17 protein-coding genes are annotated in these 17,263 nt (G+C 68.1%); 8 read left to right on the top strand and 9 right to left on the bottom strand.

Features of this window, described 5'->3' with window-relative positions; translation table 11 throughout:
• The first annotated feature begins 11 nt into the window (after positions 1-11).
• From TMO_RS27235 to TMO_RS27250, 4 genes are all read left to right on the top strand, one after another.
• A complete protein-coding gene (locus tag TMO_RS27235) occupies positions 12-902 on the top strand; it encodes a ferritin-like domain-containing protein (RefSeq protein ID WP_014748286.1) in 891 nt (296 codons plus the stop codon).
• 35 nt (positions 903-937) lie between these two features.
• The gene (locus tag TMO_RS27240) at positions 938-1,462 is read left to right on the top strand and encodes a GNAT family N-acetyltransferase (protein WP_014748287.1); all 525 of its coding nucleotides are present in this window, start codon (positions 938-940) and stop codon (positions 1,460-1,462) included.
• A gap of 102 nt (positions 1,463-1,564) precedes the next feature.
• Positions 1,565-1,819: a type II toxin-antitoxin system Phd/YefM family antitoxin gene (locus TMO_RS27245; protein WP_041607652.1), complete on the top strand. Its 255-nt coding sequence runs from the start codon at positions 1,565-1,567 to the stop codon at positions 1,817-1,819.
• Positions 1,816-2,250 (top strand): type II toxin-antitoxin system VapC family toxin, encoded by a 435-nt coding sequence (locus TMO_RS27250; protein WP_014748288.1) that lies wholly within the window; start codon positions 1,816-1,818, stop codon positions 2,248-2,250. Before TMO_RS27245 ends, TMO_RS27250 begins: the two co-directional genes overlap by 4 nt.
• 13 nt (positions 2,251-2,263) lie before the next feature.
• Here TMO_RS27250 and TMO_RS27255 read toward each other — a convergent pair whose 3' ends face one another.
• A complete protein-coding gene (locus TMO_RS27255) occupies positions 2,264-3,622 on the bottom strand; it encodes a GAF domain-containing protein (protein WP_014748289.1) in 1,359 nt (452 codons plus the stop codon).
• Positions 3,619-4,107 (bottom strand): hypothetical protein, encoded by a 489-nt coding sequence (locus TMO_RS27260; RefSeq protein WP_051045664.1) that lies wholly within the window; start codon positions 4,105-4,107, stop codon positions 3,619-3,621. Before TMO_RS27260 ends, TMO_RS27255 begins: the two co-directional genes overlap by 4 nt.
• 206 nt (positions 4,108-4,313) lie before the next feature.
• Between TMO_RS27260 and TMO_RS27265 the strand changes: the two genes are divergently transcribed.
• Entirely contained in the window at positions 4,314-5,042 is a 729-nt protein-coding gene (locus tag TMO_RS27265; protein WP_014748291.1) for a hemerythrin domain-containing protein, read from the top strand.
• On the opposite strand, the gene TMO_RS27270 is transcribed toward TMO_RS27265, so the two are convergent.
• From TMO_RS27270 to TMO_RS27285, 4 genes are read right to left on the bottom strand one after another with little or no spacing between them, the layout of a single operon-like run.
• Positions 5,020-6,267: a YbfB/YjiJ family MFS transporter gene (locus tag TMO_RS27270; protein ID WP_014748292.1), complete on the bottom strand. Its 1,248-nt coding sequence runs from the start codon at positions 6,265-6,267 to the stop codon at positions 5,020-5,022. The genes TMO_RS27265 and TMO_RS27270 overlap by 23 nt on opposite strands.
• Positions 6,268-6,297: 30 nt before the next feature.
• Positions 6,298-6,774, bottom strand: a complete 477-nt coding sequence (locus TMO_RS27275; protein WP_014748293.1) for a MaoC family dehydratase — start codon at positions 6,772-6,774, stop codon at positions 6,298-6,300.
• Complete coding sequence (locus TMO_RS27280; protein WP_014748294.1) at positions 6,771-7,604, bottom strand: SAM-dependent methyltransferase; 834 nt, start codon at positions 7,602-7,604, stop codon at positions 6,771-6,773. The genes TMO_RS27275 and TMO_RS27280 overlap by 4 nt, the downstream gene beginning before the upstream one ends.
• Positions 7,605-7,640: 36 nt before the next feature.
• Complete coding sequence (locus tag TMO_RS27285; RefSeq protein ID WP_014748295.1) at positions 7,641-9,908, bottom strand: KedN5 family methylcobalamin-dependent radical SAM C-methyltransferase; 2,268 nt, start codon at positions 9,906-9,908, stop codon at positions 7,641-7,643.
• A gap of 405 nt (positions 9,909-10,313) precedes the next feature.
• Here TMO_RS27285 and TMO_RS27290 point away from each other — a divergent pair, with 405 nt between their 5' ends.
• From TMO_RS27290 to TMO_RS27300, 3 genes are read left to right on the top strand one after another with little or no spacing between them, the layout of a single operon-like run.
• Positions 10,314-11,057 (top strand): helix-turn-helix transcriptional regulator, encoded by a 744-nt coding sequence (locus TMO_RS27290; RefSeq protein ID WP_014748296.1) that lies wholly within the window; start codon positions 10,314-10,316, stop codon positions 11,055-11,057.
• Positions 11,058-11,089: 32 nt separating this feature from the next.
• Positions 11,090-11,770, top strand: coding sequence for an acyl-homoserine-lactone synthase (locus tag TMO_RS27295; protein ID WP_014748297.1), 681 nt, complete (start codon positions 11,090-11,092; stop codon positions 11,768-11,770).
• Positions 11,767-12,255: a MaoC family dehydratase gene (locus TMO_RS27300; RefSeq protein WP_014748298.1), complete on the top strand. Its 489-nt coding sequence runs from the start codon at positions 11,767-11,769 to the stop codon at positions 12,253-12,255. The genes TMO_RS27295 and TMO_RS27300 overlap by 4 nt, the downstream gene beginning before the upstream one ends.
• A 28-nt stretch (positions 12,256-12,283) precedes the next feature.
• Here the strand turns inward: TMO_RS27300 and TMO_RS27305 are convergent, their stop codons facing one another.
• From TMO_RS27305 to TMO_RS27315, 3 genes are all read right to left on the bottom strand, one after another.
• Positions 12,284-13,342: an alpha/beta hydrolase gene (locus TMO_RS27305; protein WP_014748299.1), complete on the bottom strand. Its 1,059-nt coding sequence runs from the start codon at positions 13,340-13,342 to the stop codon at positions 12,284-12,286.
• A protein-coding gene (gene prfB, locus TMO_RS27310) for a peptide chain release factor 2 (protein ID WP_145978473.1) occupies positions 13,342-14,470 on the bottom strand; the annotation gives its coding sequence in 2 pieces (ribosomal slippage) (positions 13,342-14,400 and positions 14,402-14,470; 1,128 coding nt in all). The genes TMO_RS27305 and prfB overlap by 1 nt, the downstream gene beginning before the upstream one ends.
• 69 nt (positions 14,471-14,539) lie before the next feature.
• Entirely contained in the window at positions 14,540-17,080 is a 2,541-nt protein-coding gene (locus tag TMO_RS27315) for a penicillin-binding protein 1A (RefSeq protein WP_014748301.1), read from the bottom strand.
• Positions 17,081-17,263: the final 183 nt, after the last annotated feature.

Raw genomic sequence — 17,263 nt, forward strand, 5'->3', positions numbered from 1 at the left:
TGACGCATCCCGTGACCACAGCTGCCTTCATCCCCGCCGCCATCGGGGTTCTGCTGACCGCGGAGCCCCGCGCCAAGGCCGCCTCGGCGCGGGCGCTGGCGGCGGACTGGCGAGCCGGACGCCTGGCTGCCCCGACCCTGGCTGCCCCGACCACGGCCACCGCAACGGATACCGGGGCGGCGGCGCTGCCGCTGCGCCCGGCCCGGCCGGAGCGCCCGGTTCTGCTGCCGCCGTCGCGCATGCCCAAGCGCGGCCGCGGCGGCAACGTCGCCAGCCGGGTGCGGCTGCTGCATGCGCTCGCCCATATCGAGTTCAACGCCATCGATCTGGCGGTCGACATGGCGGCACGCTTCGGTGCGGAAATCGATGCGGACGAGACGGTGTGCCGGCGTTTCGTCGACGACTGGGTCGGCATCGCCGACGACGAGGCGCGCCATTTCGGCCTGGTCGCCGACCGGCTGGAGGCGCTGGGCGCGGCCTATGGCGACCTGCCCGCCCATGACGGGCTGTGGGAGGCGGCGATGGCGACCGCCCATGACATGACCGGCCGGCTGGCGGTTGTGCCGATGGTGCTGGAGGCCCGCGGCCTGGACGTCACCCCCGACATGATCCGCCGGCTGGACGAGTTCGGCGACACCGCCTCGGCCGACGCGCTGCGCGTGATCTATCGCGACGAGGTCGGCCATGTGGCCGCGGGGCTGCGCTGGCTGACCCATGTCGCGACCGCCCGCGGCACCACCGCACGGGCCCTGTTCCACGACCGCGTCCGCCGCCTGTTCCCGGGCCGGGTGAAACCGCCCTTCAATGCCGATGCCCGCGCCCGCGCCGGCATGGTGCCGGAAGATTACGAGCCGCTGGCGGAGATGCGCGACCAGACGGCACATCCCACGCCCCTGGCCTGAGGGCCATCACATCACGACATCGGACGATCCGGACCATGCTCATCCGCGACGCGGCTGCCGCCGACCTGCCCGGCATCCTTGCCATCTATAACGACGCCGTGGTCAACACCACCGCGATCTGGAACGAGCGCCTGGCGACGCTCGATGATCGCAGCCGCTGGCTCGCCGCACGCCACGACGCCGGCTATCCGGTTCTGGTGGTCGAAGACGGCTCGATCGAGGGCGGGGTTGCCGGCTATGCGAGCTTCGGCGACTGGCGACCCTTCGACGGCTATCGCCACACGGTCGAGCATTCGGTCTATGTCCACCCCGATGCCCGCGGCCGCGGGCTGGGCCGCGCTCTGATGGAGGCCCTGATCGACCGGGCGACCCGGGCCGGCAAGCATGTGATGGTGGCCGGCATCGATGCCGGCAACACCGCCTCTCTCGACCTGCACCGCCGGCTGGGCTTCACCGAAACCGGCCGCCTGCCGCAGGTGGGCGCCAAATTCGGCCGCTGGCTGGACCTGGTGTTCATGCAGCGCCGGCTGTCGGAACGGGGGGTGCCGCCGGAGATGTGATCGGCATCTCCGGACACCCGTGCAGCGCAGGAGTCTCTTTTCCTGCAAGGGCCAAATGACGATATCATTGGCCAGGATCACTCCCGGCCGGAGGAAACCAACATGGGGCATGTCCGCAGTATTGCCGCCGCGGAAGCGCGCGATCACCTGGATGATCTGCTTGAAGCCGTCGCTCAGGGCGAAGAAGTTGCCATCATGCGCGACGGCAGGGTCATCGCCCGGCTCATCGGATGCCCTTCCAAAGAAGCCGGAAGCAGAGCACTTGAGGGTGTGGAACGGATGATCGCGACACGCGCCGGTACTACGCTGGGCGGTGTCGCCACGATAAAGGATCTCATCGAAGACGGTCGTCGATGAGCCTGGTGCTTGACGGATCCGTCGTTCTTGCCTGGTGCTTTGACGACGAAGTCACGCCGGCGATCGACGATCTGATGCGTCATGTTGCCCGCAACGGTGCTGTTGTCCCTGCGATATGGCATCTGGAGGTCGCAAACGGTCTGCGAACCGCACTCCGTAAACAGCGGCTGACAACCGGACGGCGTGATGAGCTGATGGACATACTGAAGCTTCTTCCTATTGAACCGGATACCGAAACGGCCCGGACGGCTTGGGAGAAGACCCTTCAGCTGTCGGACAAACATGGTCTGACACCATATGATGCCAGTTATGTCGAGCTTGCGCTGCGAAGAGCGTTGCCCATTGCCACGTTGGACCAGGCGATGTGTAACGCCGCGCGTGCCTGCAGCGTGGATGTGATCGGGCTTTCATCCCGGTCTGCGGGCGTCTGAGCCTTTTGGGGCGCTACATGACCACCACCTCCATCTCCGGCTGCCCGGCATAGTCCAGGCGGATGGCGCCGCGGGCGGGGCGGGTCAGGGTGATGGGGCCGGGTTTTTCGTCCAGGCGGCGGCGAAGCAGGATCAGGCGGGTTTCCAGATTGTCCTTGAAATCCGGCAGGCGCAGGGCCGCATCGCGGCGGATTTCACGGTTGGTGAAATCCTGACGCCCGGTCGCCAGATAGGCCGTGACGAAATGGTGGAGCAGCCGGCCGGGCACGCCGCGGATCAGATAGTCGCCGTCGATGAAGATGCTGCCGTCGCGCGGGAAATAGCGCAGCCGGATCGGGCGCCGGCCCGCGGGCGCCGGGTCGGGTGCCTCGGCCGCTGGTGCCTCCCCGCGCTCCGCCTCGGCCCGGTCGAGGGCGAGGGCGAGCGTTGCGGCCACGATCGACAGCACCGCCTCTTCCGCATGGCCGAAGGCGAAGCTTTCGGCCGATTCGGCGAAAAGCACCCCCACAAGCCGGCCCTGGGCGATCATCGGTACCGCCAGCTGGCATTGCGGCTGCGCCAGGGACGGAAACGGAATCCCGATCACAGGCGGCCGGTCCATCGCCCCCCTGACGGCCGCGACATAGCGCTGGCCGCGGCGCATGTCGGCGATGCGCAGCACCCGGCGGCGCAGGGCGGCCACGCCGATCACCCCCTCCCCCAGCGCCACTTCCGACCCGACGCCGAATTGCGGATAACCACGGCTGGCGATGGTGGTGAGCAGGCCGCCGGTTTCGTCCGGAACCGCCACCACCAGATTGCCCATGCCCAGATCCGCAACCAGGCGATCGAGAGTGAGATCGAGCAGACGGTCGGCATCGGGCTCCGCCGCCATCAGGGCGGCCAACCGGGCCGCGACCGCCAGATGATCCGGCGCTTGCGGCCGGGGTGGCGGCGTCTCCAGCGGTTCCGCCGCCACCACCCGGGTCACCGCCTCCACCCGGTAGAGATCGACCGCGCGCAGGCGCATCACCTCGCCCATGCCCTGGGCGGCGCTCATCACCTCCAGATGGACGGCGATGCGCTCGAACACCTCGCCCGTGGTTCGGGCACCGACGAAGACCAGGTCGAGCAGGAACTGGTCGCCGGTGCGGGCATCGACCACCATCACCGTCGCCCGGCCCGTGCGGCGGACATTGGCCGCGGTCTTGGAAAAGAACTGGTTCGACAGCGCGACATGGCCCGCATCCACATAGTGGACGTGGGAGAGATAGGAGATGTTTGGCATGCCGTCGGCATCGAGGGTGGCGATGACCGAGGGGATGATGCCTTCCAGCGCATCGCGCAGCGCATCAAGGCCCGGCAGCGCATCAAGGCCCAGGCCGACGGTCATGGCTGCGCGTCCCGGGGCGTGTTTGCGGCGCCGAGCGGCCGGCCGGCAGTCGGGCCCGGGGTCTGGTCGAAGACTTCGCGCGGCTGAATGTCGATGCGTAGCAGATCCCGGTCGGTGAGGGTCTGGGACAGCTGAAGCCGGCTGACGCCGAGCGCCCCCATCACCCCCAGCATGCGCGCGACATAGGCCGTGCCCTCGGCCGCATCGGCCGGGCCGGCGGGCGCGACGGCCGTGATCATGCCCTTGATCTGATAGGTGCGGTAGTCGTGGGGCCGCGCACAGGTGACCGCGATCGGCCCGCCGTCGACGGCGCCCGAGGCCGCCCCCGGCCAGAGGCTGCGCGACATCAGCACCGCAAGCCCGTTGCCCTTGTCCCGCAGGATCCCCGAACCGCGACCGATCGTGGCCCTTCCGGCCGGATCCCGGGTCGAGACCAGGATCATCAGCGGCCCGGCGAGCACGGCCGCCACCTCGTCGTCGATCATGCCTCCGGCCCCCTCCCAGATCACGCCTCCGGCCCCCTCCCAGATCATGCCTCCCGCCCCCTCCCACACGTCTCCCCCGTCTGATTTTTAGGAAACGGCTGCGGCCGTTAGCAAGCATTTAGGAAGAGCCGTTCCAGCTGTCGGCGTAGAAACGCAACCACAGGATGGGCCCCGACAGCAGGGGCCGCCCCAGAGGAGGACACCTGATGACCATGATCCACGGCAGCCGGTCCGACGCCGCCATCACCCCGATCCTGCCGCTGGACGGGCGGTACGATCTTTACGGCCCCGTGCACAAGGGGCTGCGGCGGGCCGGCATGGCCCTGCTCGACCGGCTGGGCCGGGCGGATTTCGCCAGCCCGGCCGCAACCACCGGTCTGCTGACCGAGCTGCGCGACTATCTGCGGCTCGCCACCGCCCATATCGCCCATGAAAGCGACACCATCCACCGGGCGCTGGAGGCCCGCACGGGGCCCGCGACCCAGGAACTCGATCGCCAGCATGCCGATCATCACCGCTCCATCACCGGGCTGATCGCAAGGATCACCGCGCTGACCGACGACTTCTCCGGGACCCGCGAAGAGGCCGGCCGTGCGCTCTATCTGGCCTTCGCGGCCCATCTGGCCCGGGATTTCGCCCATATGCACGAGGAAGAGACGGTGACCACGCCCCTGCTTCAGGCCGTGTTCAGCGATGCCGAACTGGCCGCGATCGAGATGGAGATCGTGAGCACACTGTCGCCCGAGATGAACCTGGCCTTCATGCGGCTGATCATCCCGGCACTGTCGCCGGCCGAGCGGGTGCGGCTGCTGGGCGGCGTGCGTGCTACGGCCCCGGCCGAGGTGTTCCGGCTGCTGATGGACGAGGTCGCCCGGCCGCTGCTGCCGCCGGCCGATTTCGCCGACCTCGCCCTCAGGCTGCAGATCGCGGCCTGACGCTGCGCTCCCGCTGGAAGGCGGCCGCCAGGATCGCGGCCATCATCACCAGGATCGAAAGCATCAGCCCCGCCCGGATGCCGTCGGCGCCATCGGCGACCAGACCGCTCATCAGCGGCCCGATGCTCTGGCCTGCGGCAAAGCCCACGGTCAGAAAGCCGATGGCATGGGTCCAGCCATGGGGGTCGACATTGCGCCGCACGCAGGCGGTCATCGCCGCCACCGCGGCCAGGAAGGCGCCGCCGAACAGAATGGCAGAGAGCCAGGCGGCGCCACGGCTTTCGAAGAACAGCGGGATGGCGGCGGCAAGGGTGGTGACACCGATGGTGGCGACACTGCCCCAGCCGCCGCGAAGCCGCGCCAGCACGGGCCCCCAGGCGAAGGCCCCGATCATGGCGGCGATGCCGACCAGCGCCCAGAAGAGCGAGATTTCCCAGGCCAGGAAATGCTGGGTGTCACGCAGATAGGCGACGATATAGGTGGCATAGGCGATGTAGCCGAGGCCGTAGAGAGCGTAGCTGACGATCTGCGGTGCCATGAAACGGATCGACCAGCCGCGGCCGGAACTGCCCGCCGGGGCCGGCCCCGGATGCGGCGCGCGGGCAAGCGCCGGCGCGGCGATCGCCATCGCCGCGAACGAGAGCAGGCCGAGGGCGAACCAGCCCGCCTGCCAGCCGGCCGCGGCCACCAGCGGCGGCACAATCAGGGCCGAGACCACCACGCCCAGGCCGCCGCCGCCGAAATAGATGCCCAGCACCAGCGGTGCCCGGCCGGGTCCCCCACCCTGCCCGGCCGCGGCGGCAATGGCGCTGCCGGCGATGAAGGCGACGGCACCGGTGGCGCCGCCGAGCGTGCGCAGCACCAGCAGCGGCACCAGCAACCCGGTCAACCCCGAGCAGAACAGGGTCGCCGCGGTGATCAGACCGCCGATCATGAAGGCCCTGGCGCCACCGATGGCGCGGATGACCGGCGCCGCGATCAGCGCGCCGATCACGAAGCCGAGCCCGCTTGCCGCATTCATGGCGCCGGCCTCGGTGAAACTCCAGCCCAGATCGCTGCGCATCGACGGCAGCAGCAGGGCATAGGCGAACCGGCCGAGCGCCATGCTGACCGCCGGCATCATGGCAAGCCCCGCAGCCACCCGGAGCGACACCATGGCAGGCGGGGCGGCTTCCACGCTGTCCGCCGCCCGCGATCCACCGGATGCGATCGGGTTTTCCGTCACCTGTATCTCCCAGAGGATGATGGGTGCCGGTCACCCGGCGACCTCCTGCGCCGCCGGTCGCCGCCTGAGGACGACCGACCCCACATAGGATAGTACGGGTTCTTCATCCTGGTTGAACATTTCGAACAGAAATCTGCCGATCCCGCGATCCCGGGCATCGGGGATCGGCCGGGTATCGATCACCGTTACCCGGCCACCGAGCGTGTCGCCCGGGCGGATCGGTCGGATCCAGCGGACATCGGCAAGGCCGGCCCCGCCGATGCTACAGGCGCGGAACAGGCCGCGGTCGATGAACAGCCGGAAGCTGAGGGCCAGTGTATGGAAACCGCTCGCGACCAGCCCGCCCATGGGCGAGCGGGCGGCAGCCTCGCGGTCCAGATGAAAGGGCTGCGGGTCGAAACGCAGCGCGAAATCGATGATCTGGCTTTCGGTGACGGTGATGCCTGCCAGCGGGAACACCTCACCCTTGGCGAAATCCTCGAAATACCGGTCCGCGGCCGCCGTCATGCCCCGACCACCCCGAAGACCATCTCCACCGGCGAGACCACGCCCCGCTGGATGTTGGTGAAGATGTTGACCATCTGGCGGACGGCCGTCTGGCCCATCGGGATGTGCAGCCCCAGCGGCGATACGCCTTCGGCCGCGGTACGGGCCTGAAGGTCACGGAAATAGGCAAGACCGAAGTCGCGACGGTCGCGTTCCGAGATCAGCGTGAAACCGGCCGCTTCTGCTGCCGCCCGATATTCCGCGGGAGACGAAACGAAGCTGGTGGTCTCGATGCTGGCCCAGGGGACCGGATAGGCGATCGCCCCGTCGGCCGTGCGCATCACGTCGTAGATCCCGAGCCGGCCGCCCGGTTTCAGCACCCGACGGATACCGGCGAACAGCCCGGGCTTGTCGGCGATGTTCATGCCGACATGCATGCAGGTCACCCGGTCGAAGCTGGTCGGAGCAAAGGGCAGTGCCGTGGCACTGGCCTCGCGATAGTCGATCCGTCCGCCCAGTCCCACCCGCTCCGCAAGGGCTTCGGCGGTCCGGACGAAATCGGGGGCCAGATCGATCGCCGTCACCCGGCATTGCCGCCGCTCGGCGAAATAGCGCGAGGCGCCGCCCAGCCCGCAGCCGATATCGAGCAGAGCCATGCCCGGCGCAAGGCCCAGCCGGTCGGCCAGATCGACCGTCGCCTGCCGGCCGCCGACATGGAATTCATCCACCGGCGCCAGATCTTCGAAAGACAGCCGCTCCGGATCCTTGCCGGCGGCTTCCAGCGCCGCGACGATCTTGCCCTCCAGCGCCGGACGGGCGTAATGCGCGGCGAAATCGCTCTCGAAACTCATCGATACCTCCTCCCTTGGTGCCGTCGTTCCGCACCGTCACTCGGCCGCCTGGAGGGCGGCTTCCTCGATGATGAAATCGGCCAGATGTCCCGGGCTGCGAAACGGGCTGATCCGCCGCGATACCGCCCGGTCGGAGGTCAGCGTCACCGGCAGATTGAGCCGGTCGGCGAGTTTCTCCTCGACCCCGACCAGGAAATTGACCAGTTGAATGGAATCCAGCACCCCGCCCTCGCCGTAGAGAACGATCCCGTCCAGCGCATCGAGCGGGAGCTTCTCGATCCGGGTCTCGTTGATCTCGGCGATGGTTTCGTCGATCACGGCGACGATCTGGTCCTTGCTTGCCATCATGACACCTCGTTGAGCGAAGGAAGGGTCCGCTTCGGCCAGCCCCGTTTCGGCCAGCCCCGTTTCGGCCGGCCCCGTTTCAGACAGGCTCTCCACCCGGGCCAGGTAATGAGCGGTGACCTCGTGATTGGTCGAACGCACCGAGGCGCCGAAGCCCTGGCGGAAACGGAACCGGAAACGGTGGCGGCCGACACCGGGCGGCTCGGTCAGCCGGTCGGCGGTGCGGGCCCGGTCGATCAGGGCCGGCGGGTCGATGTCGTAATCCCGGATCACCTGCCAGTGCGGGATGTCGCCTGCCTCGTCCTCGAAAACCTCGGGGAAGTTGCGGTGCGCCGGGTCGACCAGGGGCCGGGTCTCCAGCTCGAAGCGGATCAGTTCGGCCATGGACCGCCGCCATCGGGGCGGCAGGCGATGGTCGAGCACCTGGCGGCGCCAGTCCTCGATCAGCGCATCGAAGCGGCGATCGGTGCAGCAGAATTCCAGCGCCGGCGCCAGTGTGTCGGGATCGGCGAAGGCGGCATGGGCCGCCTGACGCAGGATCTCCGCACCCGCGGCGCGCGATGCCTCGACATGGCCACCGATCGACAGGATCGCCGCCGACTGGCTCAACCCCGCCACGGCCCGCAACACCGGCCAGAGGCCGCGGAAGACCAGGTTCTCGGCCAGAAGCCGCGCCCAGAACAGGAAGCGGGTCATGCGCAGATGGTCGTGCAGACCGGCACTGCGGTTGGCCAGGATGTATTCGAAATCGTCGCGCTCGCCCCGCACGGTGATGAAGCCGTGCTCAGCCCGACGATCGGTGAAATCGGTATTGGGCAGCAGAAGCAGGGGATAGGCCGCGATCCGGGTGACGTGGCGGGCAAGCTCGTCATAACCGCGCAGGAAGGATGCCGGCGTCTCGCCCGGCGCGCCCCAGATCAGCTCGGCATAGACGTCGAGCCCTTCGGCCGACAGCCAGGCGGCCAGCTCCTTCCAGTCGTTGATCCGCATGTTGCGACGGTTCATCGTCCCCAGCGTCTCGTCGTCGAGGGTCTGGAGCGCCAGGGTGAAAGAAGATTGCAGCCCCTCGCGCTTCATCAGCCGGACGATGTCGCGGAAGGTCGCGTTCTTGTTCTTAGCCCACGAGGTTTCCAGTGCCGTCGGGAAGCCATAGCGGTCGCGGATCTCGATCAGATCGCGCACGAAATCCATGTCCTGGTGGAGCATGCCGAAATTGGCATCGCACAGGACCACCGTCCGGGCCCCCGCCCGGGCCACCGCCTCCAGCTCGGCCCTGAGGCGCGCCCGCGAAAAGCTGCGGACCTTCTGGCCGACGGCCCCACCCCAATAGCAGAAGGCACAGTGATAGGGGCAGCCGCGATTGGTCTCCATCAGTGCGACGTCATAGCGGAACGCGCCGTCGTCATCGGTCAGCGGGATGACGCCCTCCAGAATCGGCGAGGGGATGGCATCGAGATTCAGGATCCGCGGCCGCTCGGGCGTGGTGACCACGTCCCCCGCACCGTCACGAAACGAGATGCCGGCGACATCGCCGAGGGGCATCATGCCCAACCGGGCGCGGACGATCTCGGTGAAGGCGAACTCGCCCTCGCCGTTCACGACGATGTCGACCTCGGGACAGAGCCGGAAGATACGCGCCGCCTGATTGGCGACATGGGTTCCGCCGAAGACGATCGTCACCCCGGGGTCGACCTGTCTCAGGGTTTCGGCCACGGCCGAGAACTGGCGCAGGTTCCAGCCCAGCACCGAGAAGCCGACCAGGTCGGGAACCCCGTCCTCAAGCAGGCGCACCGCCATCTCCAGCGGCGTGACCGTGCCCGAGAAATTGGCGATCGACACCTCGCAACCTGTTGCGAGCACCGGGTCCGCACGGATGCAGCCGGCGAGATAACCGGCGGCAAGCGGCATGGATTCCCTGGCCATATGCCAGACGCCCTGCTGAACGATCGTGATCCGCATCTTGCACGACCTCGCGATCGGCGGCGGCCAGTCTGACGCCGGCGCCGGGTTGGTGACTGGGATTGCGGAGGTGCGGGAATGTCGATATCGAGCCTAGGGGAGAGCCGGATGCACAGCCACCCCCCAAAGTTTGCCACTACACATCTAATAGTTGCAGCAACATCGGGCGCCGGTCAGAGACTCATTTTCTCCTGTAGTGCTGCAAATTAGATTTCATATTATGAAACTATTCAATTTTACTTAGAGAATGAGGTTTATTCACCTTCACATAAGATGTCGTCTGCTCAGCTAATCAACCTTCTTGACCAGTCCTGAACTATGAGCCACGCTTCACCCATTGATGTGACGATGTCAGAGAGGCAGCGCCCGATGGGTGGGCCGACCGGTCGTCCGGAGGGCAGCGAGATGACCCAGGACCGGATCATTCATGATCAGGGACGGGACGCCTTCGACTTCATCGACGCCGTCTCGGACCTGCATGACCCGGACGAGATCATCGCCCGGTTCCATCGGGCGGTGGCCCGGTACGGCTATGCCACCTTCATCATCACGGGCCTGCCGGGCCTGACGGAGCCGTTCGAAACCAGGGTGCTGACACGGCACTGGCCGGATGCCTGGTTCCGGATCTACACAGCCGAGACCTACATTCTGGACGACCCGGTCGGCTGGCACTGCCGGGTGGCCCCTGCCCCCTTCGCCTGGTCGGAGGCCCCTTTCGACCCCGGCCGACAGCCGCGATCCCGGCGGATCATGGAAGAGGCCGCAAGCTTCGGAATGAAGGACGGGCTGTGCGTGCCGGTTCACGGCCTGCAGGGGCTGGACTGGTGCGTATCGCTGGGCGGGCCCGATCCCGATCTGTCACCACGCGCCCGAGCCGCCGTGCATCTGATGGCGCTTTATGCCTTCGACGGCCTGCGCCGACGGCTGCTCAGCCCCGACACCCCGCCACCGCGCCGCCTGACCGCGCGCGAGCGCGAGGTGATCGCCTGGACCGCCGCCGGCAAATCGGCCTGGGAAGCGAGCTGCATCCTGGGGATCGCCGAGGATACCGTGAACAAGCACGCCGCTTCTGCCGCCCGCAAGCTCAATGCCGCCAACAAGACCCAGGCCGTCGCCGAGGCGATCCGTCGGCACGAGATCCCCTGGTGAGACGTATTTCCGATGAACCTGGAGGACCTGCGATGATCCGTGTGGTGGGGGCCGCAAACCGATGGCGTCACCGGGCGGCGATCGAGGCACATCATCGCATCCGCCACGAGATCTTCGTCGGCGAGCGCGGCTGGCACGAACTGGCCCGGCCCGATGGCCGCGAGATCGACGCCTTCGACGGGCCCGACGCGATCTATGTGCTCGCCATGGCCGGCGCTGAGGTGACCGGCGGCTTCCGACTGTGCCCGACCACAGCGCCGCATATGCTGAGCGAGGTCTTCCCGCATCTGGTGACCAACGGCCCGCTACCGCGCGGCGACCATGTTCTGGAATGGACGCGGCTGTTCGTCGCGCGCGATCACCGCTCGGGCCGGACCTATTTCGAACTGCTCGCCGCCCTGCAGAGCCTGTGCCTCCATGCCGGCATCCGCGAGGTGACCGGGGTGATCGAAAGCTGGTGGCTGCCCAGATTTCACGAAGCGGGCTTCGCGGTGCGGCCGCTGGGTCTGCCCCAGATGGTGGCAGGCCAGCCGACGCTTGCCATCGCCATCGCCATCGACCGCGCCGCACTCGCCCGGGTCCGCGAACTGGGCCATCTGCGGCCACCCCCGCCGCTCGCTTCCCCACCCCTCGCCGCTTCAGGGGGCGAGGGTGCCAGCCGTTTCATGACCGATACCCAACCCGCCCCGCAACCAGGGAGACCCGGATCGTGACCACCACCAGCTTCTCCGCCCCGATCGACGACCGCTATTTCGAGGATTATGTCCCGGGCTCGGTGTTCGAATTCGGCAGCCTGGAGGTCGATGCCGCGGAGATCGTGGAGTTCGCCCGCAAATTCGACCCGCAGACCATGCACACCGATCCGGAAGCCGCCGCAAAGGGCCCGTTCAAAGGGCTGATCGCCAGCGGCTGGCACAGCGCCGGGTTGATGATGCGCCTGTTCATCGACAACTATCTGTCGCATGTGGCGAGCCTGGCCTCGCCCGGTGTCGACGAGGTGCGCTGGTACCGGCCGGTCCGGCCCGGCGATCGGCTGAAGATCCGCGTGACGGTGATGGAGGCCCGGCCCTCGGCGTCGAAGCCCGACCGGGGCATGGTCCGCTCACTGGTCGAGGTGATCAATCAGGAAGACGAGGTGGCGATGAGCATGAAGGCGATGAACCTGCTCGCCCGGCGCCATCCGGCCGGCGCCGGCTGAGGCCCGGACGGCCCCGTGCCCGAAGGGCTCAACGTTCTGCGCCGGTACCCGCAAAGGCCGAGATCAGCATGGCCACCCGCGGATCCGGCCTGAGCCCCGGAGCGGTATAGGCGGCGATATTGCCCGCCCGGTCGGCCGGGGCCGGTTTCAGCACATGGTTGAGCCCGGCCAGGATTTCGATCCGGGTATCTTTCGGGCGGCCCGCGGCCAGGCGGCGGGCATCGGCGGTGGTGACCTGAAGGTCGCGATCACCCTGCAGGATCAACACCGGCCCGCCGAAACGCTCCATCACGGTCGCGGGGTCGATGCCCAACCACGAGATCAGATAGGGCTGAACGGAAGGCCGGAACAGCGGCGCCAGTTCCAGCGGCACATCGGCGACCTTCCGGCCGGCACCGAGATCGGCCAGGATCCGGTCGGCGGTACGGCGCAGATCATCCGGCATCGGGGCCTGGGCCAGCTGGCGTTCCAGCGTGCGGATGGCGGGCTCCCCCGGGGTCGCGGCCAGCACGATGGCATCGGGTGCCTCGCGCCGTGCCGCCAGCAGGGCGATCAGCCCGCCTTCGCTGTGGCCGAGCACGATCACCGGCGCCCCGTCGGCCAGTTTGCGCGCGGCACGGGTCCATTGGGCGGCATCCGAGGCCAGCAGGTCGATGGTCATCAGCGCCTCGTCGGCAATCGCCGCCCGGCTGGCGCCGATGCCGCGCTTGTCGACCCGCAGGCTGGCGATGCCGCGCGCCGCCAGATCTTCCGCCAGCATGCGCAACAGATCCGTGCGCAGCCCCGGCTGGTTGCCGTCGCGATCGGTGGGGCCCGACCCCGCCAGCATCAGCACCACCGGCAGCACCGCATCGGCACCGGCGGCACAGGGAAAGCCGAAACTGCCGACCAGATCGCCGGAAGCGTCGACCGGTGCCGGCATTGGCGCCTTGATCGCGATCTGACGCTCACACAGGGCCGCAGCCGGCGTCGCCAGCTGCGCCCGGGCCGGGGACGGCGCCAGCAGGCCGGCCTGAAACGACACGACCGCGGCGAGCAGAGCCGCCGCGGTCGCAAGGCGTCCGGTTGTCCGGAAGCGCGCCGTCATCAGTCGAGATCGCCGACATCGCCGGAGGTGCCCTCGACCCTGGCCGACAGCGCCGCCTGCATGAAGGCATCCAGATCGCCGTTCAGCACCGCCTGGGTGTTGCCGGTCTCCACCCCCGTGCGCAGATCCTTGACCATCTGGTAGGGGTGCAGCACGTAGGAGCGGATCTGGTGGCCCCAGCCGATATCGGTCTTGGCATCCGCCTCGGCCTGGGCCTTTTCTTCCCGCATCCTGAGTTCGCGTTCGTACAGACGTGCCTTCAGCATGCCCATGGCGGTGGCGCGGTTCTTGTGCTGCGACCGGTCCTGCTGGCACTGCACCACGATGCCGGTGGGCACATGGGTGATGCGGATGGCGCTGTCCGTCCGGTTGACGTGCTGGCCACCGGCACCCGAGGCCCGGTAGGTATCGATGCGCAGATCCTTGTCCAGGATCTCGATGTCGATCGAGTCGTCGATCACCGGATAGACATGGACGGCGGCGAAGCTGGTCTGGCGCCGGGCCTGGCTGTCGAAGGGCGAGATGCGCACCAACCGGTGAACGCCGGTCTCGGTCTTGGCCCAGCCGAAGGCATTCTGGCCCTTGATCAGCAGGGTGGCCGACTTGATGCCCGCCTCTTCACCGTCGGTCTCTTCGACCAGCTCGGTCTTATAGCCGTGCGATTCCGCCCAGCGCGTATACATGCGCAGCAGCATCAGCGCCCAGTCCTGGCTTTCGGTGCCGCCGGCGCCGGCATGGACTTCAAGATAGCTGTCGTTGCCGTCGACCTCGCCCGAGAGCAGGCTTTCGACCTTGAGTTTCTGAAGCTCGTCGAGCAGCCGGCCGAGCGAAGCCTGGGCCTCGTCGACGACGCTTTCATCGTCTTCCATCTCGCCCAGTTCGGCGAGTTCCAGATCGTCGCGGAACGCCTGTTCCAGCTTGCGATAGCGCTCGATGGCGCCTTCGAGCTGGGTGCGTTCGCGCATCACCTTCTGCGCGCGCGCCGGATCATCCCAGAGCTTCGGATCTTCGGAGAGGGCGTTCAGCTCTTCGAGCCGGATGAGCGCGTTCTCCCAGTCAAAGATACCTCCTCAGCAGACCGAAGGTCTGCTCGATCTCGTCGGCGAGCGACTTGATCTCGGCGCGCATACGCACGTCCTCCCGTTGATGATGATGCCGGCGCGGATGGCGCCGGCATGGATATCGCGGTGACCCCGATCAGTAGAGGCCGCCCGGTGCCGGCGCCGCGGCGCCGCCATAGGGGTTCGAAGGCCGGGCCGGCAGGGTGCCGCCGGTACCCGCACCGGCGCCCGGATCGCCATAGGTGCCGTAATCGTCCTGCATGCCCGAGACCATCGTCGGCTCGGTGCCGGGCTTGAACGCCTCGGTGATCACCGTTGCCGTATCGGGGCCGGGCAGCAGGCCGGTCTTCGCGTCGACGCGCACCAGGCGGATACCGCTGGGGGTGCGGAACGGCGTCGCCGGTGCATCGGCCAGCGCGCCCTTCATGAACTCGATCCAGATCGGCAGCGCGGCCGAGGCGCCCTGCTCGTTATCGCCGAGCGAACGCGGCGTGTCAAAGCCGACATAGACGCCCACCACCAGGTCGGGGCTGAAGCCCATGAACCAGGCGTCGAAGCTGTCATTGGTGGTGCCGGTCTTGCCGGCCAGCGGCTTGCCGATCGACAGCGCCCGGCGGCCGGTGCCGCGCTGGATTACGCCTTCCATGACATGCACCAGCTGATAGGCGTCGAGCGGGTTCAACACCTGGTCGCGGGTATCGGGCAGCACCGGCGGCTGCAGGCCCGGATGCCATTCCGGCACCGAACAGGCCTCGCACGGGCGCTCGTCGCGGCGGAAGATGGTCTTGCCGTCGCGGTCCTGGATGCGCTCGACCAGCGCCGGATGGATCTGCCTGCCACCGTTGACGACCATGGCATAGGCGGTGGCGAGGCGCATGAGCGTGGTTTCGCCGGCGCCCAGCGCCGTGGAGAGATAGGGCGGCCAGTCACCGATGCCGAGCCGGCGGGCGATTTCCGAAATCGATTCGGCCCCCAGGTCGCGGGCAAGGCGCACGGTCATCAGATTGCGCGACTGTTCCACGCCGACGCGCAGCGTGGAGGGACCATAGAACCGGCCGCTGTAATTCTTCGGCCGCCAGGTGCCGAGACCGGCGCCCTGATCCAGGGCGAGCGGGGCATCCTGGACGATCGAGGCCGGCGTCCAGCCGTGTTCGAAGGCCGAGAGATAGACGAAAGGCTTGAAGGCCGAGCCCGGCTGGCGCTGGGCCTGGGTGACGCGGTTGAACTCGCTGGCGGCGAAGTTGAAGCCGCCGGTCATCGCCAGCACCCGGCCGTTATGCGGGTTCATCGCCACCAGACCGCCCGAGACGTCGGGCACCTGGACCAGTTTCAGCGCGCCGGCGGCGGCCTTGGGCGCCGGGCCCTCGCCGTCTTCGGCCCGGCGGTCGGCCTCCGCCGCCACCTCGGTCGGGTCGTCGGCCGGCGCCACGACCACGATGTCGCCGGCGCTGACCACATCGTCCACCGCCCGGATCGCCGGCCCGCGCCGGTCGACCGAGACGTATTTCCGCGCCCATTTCACCGCCTCGAGATCGAGCGTGCCGGCGGCACCGTCGGCGAAGATCAGCTTCGCGGCCTTGCCGCCCGCCTCGGTGACCAGCGCATAGCGCCAGCCCGGCACCAGCGGCTTGTCGCGGCCCAGATCCTCCAGCCGCTTGCGGGCGGCCTCGATGTCGTCGGTGGCAACGCCGCTCTGCACAGGGCCGCGATAGCCGTGGCGGCGGTCGTAAGAAACCAGCCCGTCGCGAAGCGCGGTGTCGGCCAGGGCCTGAAGCTTGGGATCGACGGTGGTCATCACCGTCAGCCCGCCTTCATAGAGTTCGTCGGACCCGAAGCGCTGGGCGATGTCGCGGCGGACCTCTTCGACGAAATAATCGGCGCGGGCCTGGTCCTCGCCACCGCGCGGGCGGGTGACCAGCGGCCGGGCTTCGGCGGCCCGAGCCTCGTCGGCCGAGATGTAGCCGTCCTCGGCCATGCGGCTCAGCACCCAGTCGCGACGGGCCTTGGCGGCATCGGCGCGGCGGATCGGGTTGTAGTTGTTCGGGGCCTTGGGCAGAGCCGCCAGATAGGCCGCCTCTTCCGCGGTCAGCTCGTCGAGCGACTTGTCGAAATAGGCGAGCGCCGCCGCCGCGACGCCATAGGCGCCATAGCCCAGATAGATCTCGTTCAGATAGAGTTCGAGAATGTGGTCCTTGGTGAAGGCGCGCTCGATCCTGAGCGAGAGCAGCGCCTCCTTGACCTTGCGCTCGATCGACACCTCGTTGGTCAGCAGGAAGTTCTTGGCCACCTGCTGGGTGATGGTCGAGGCGCCGATGGGCCGGCGGTCGCTGGCCAGATTGTCGATATTGGTCACCGCGGCGCGCAGGATCGCGACCACGTCGATGCCGGGATGGGTGTAGAAGTTCTGATCCTCGGCGGCGATGAAGGCGTGTTTCACCACATCCGGGATCGCATCGATCGGCACGAAGACGCGCTTCTCGCGGGCATATTCATCCAGCAGCCGGCCGTCACCGGCATAGATCCGGGTGACGGTCGGCGGCTTGTAATCGGCCAGCTGCTCGAAATCCGGCAGATCGCCGTCATACATGGTGACGCCGTAATACAGCGCCGCGCCGCCAGCGATGGCGAGCAGGACGATGCCGGTCAGGAGAAAACCGAGCAGGCGGATCAGGCTCATCGGCTGTGCAACGCCGCGGGCCAGGGCCGGCGGCTCCCATGTGGTTGACGGGCGGCGCCAGCGGACGGATCCGTCCCTGGTCGCGGAGCCGGAGTGTGGCCGCGCGCGGCCCTGGCGTCAATCGCAGGGGTACCATCCCCGCCCTGCAAGCCACGCAAATGACACGGCATCGGAAGGGTTTGG

Origin of the sequence: Tistrella mobilis KA081020-065, from assembly GCF_000264455.2 — a bacterium.
GTDB lineage: Bacteria > Pseudomonadota > Alphaproteobacteria > Tistrellales > Tistrellaceae > Tistrella > Tistrella mobilis.

Bases quoted from the DNA above. Each gene is read 5' to 3' on its own strand.
- TMO_RS27305 (WP_014748299.1), bottom strand. From the start codon at position 13,342: ATGACGGCGCGCTTCCGGACAACCGGACGCCTTGCGACCGCGGCGGCT.
- TMO_RS27265 (WP_014748291.1), top strand. From the start codon at position 4,314: ATGACCATGATCCACGGCAGCCGGTCCGACGCCGCCATCACCCCGATC.
- TMO_RS27285 (WP_014748295.1), bottom strand. From the start codon at position 9,908: ATGCGGATCACGATCGTTCAGCAGGGCGTCTGGCATATGGCCAGGGAA.
- TMO_RS27240 (WP_014748287.1), top strand. From the start codon at position 938: ATGCTCATCCGCGACGCGGCTGCCGCCGACCTGCCCGGCATCCTTGCC.
- TMO_RS27260 (WP_051045664.1), bottom strand. From the start codon at position 4,107: ATGATCGACGACGAGGTGGCGGCCGTGCTCGCCGGGCCGCTGATGATC.
- TMO_RS27280 (WP_014748294.1), bottom strand. From the start codon at position 7,604: ATGAGTTTCGAGAGCGATTTCGCCGCGCATTACGCCCGTCCGGCGCTG.
- TMO_RS27255 (WP_014748289.1), bottom strand. From the start codon at position 3,622: ATGACCGTCGGCCTGGGCCTTGATGCGCTGCCGGGCCTTGATGCGCTG.
- TMO_RS27275 (WP_014748293.1), bottom strand. From the start codon at position 6,774: ATGACGGCGGCCGCGGACCGGTATTTCGAGGATTTCGCCAAGGGTGAG.
- TMO_RS27250 (WP_014748288.1), top strand. From the start codon at position 1,816: ATGAGCCTGGTGCTTGACGGATCCGTCGTTCTTGCCTGGTGCTTTGAC.
- TMO_RS27290 (WP_014748296.1), top strand. From the start codon at position 10,314: ATGACCCAGGACCGGATCATTCATGATCAGGGACGGGACGCCTTCGAC.
- TMO_RS27315 (WP_014748301.1), bottom strand. From the start codon at position 17,080: ATGAGCCTGATCCGCCTGCTCGGTTTTCTCCTGACCGGCATCGTCCTG.
- TMO_RS27245 (WP_041607652.1), top strand. From the start codon at position 1,565: ATGGGGCATGTCCGCAGTATTGCCGCCGCGGAAGCGCGCGATCACCTG.
- TMO_RS27295 (WP_014748297.1), top strand. From the start codon at position 11,090: ATGATCCGTGTGGTGGGGGCCGCAAACCGATGGCGTCACCGGGCGGCG.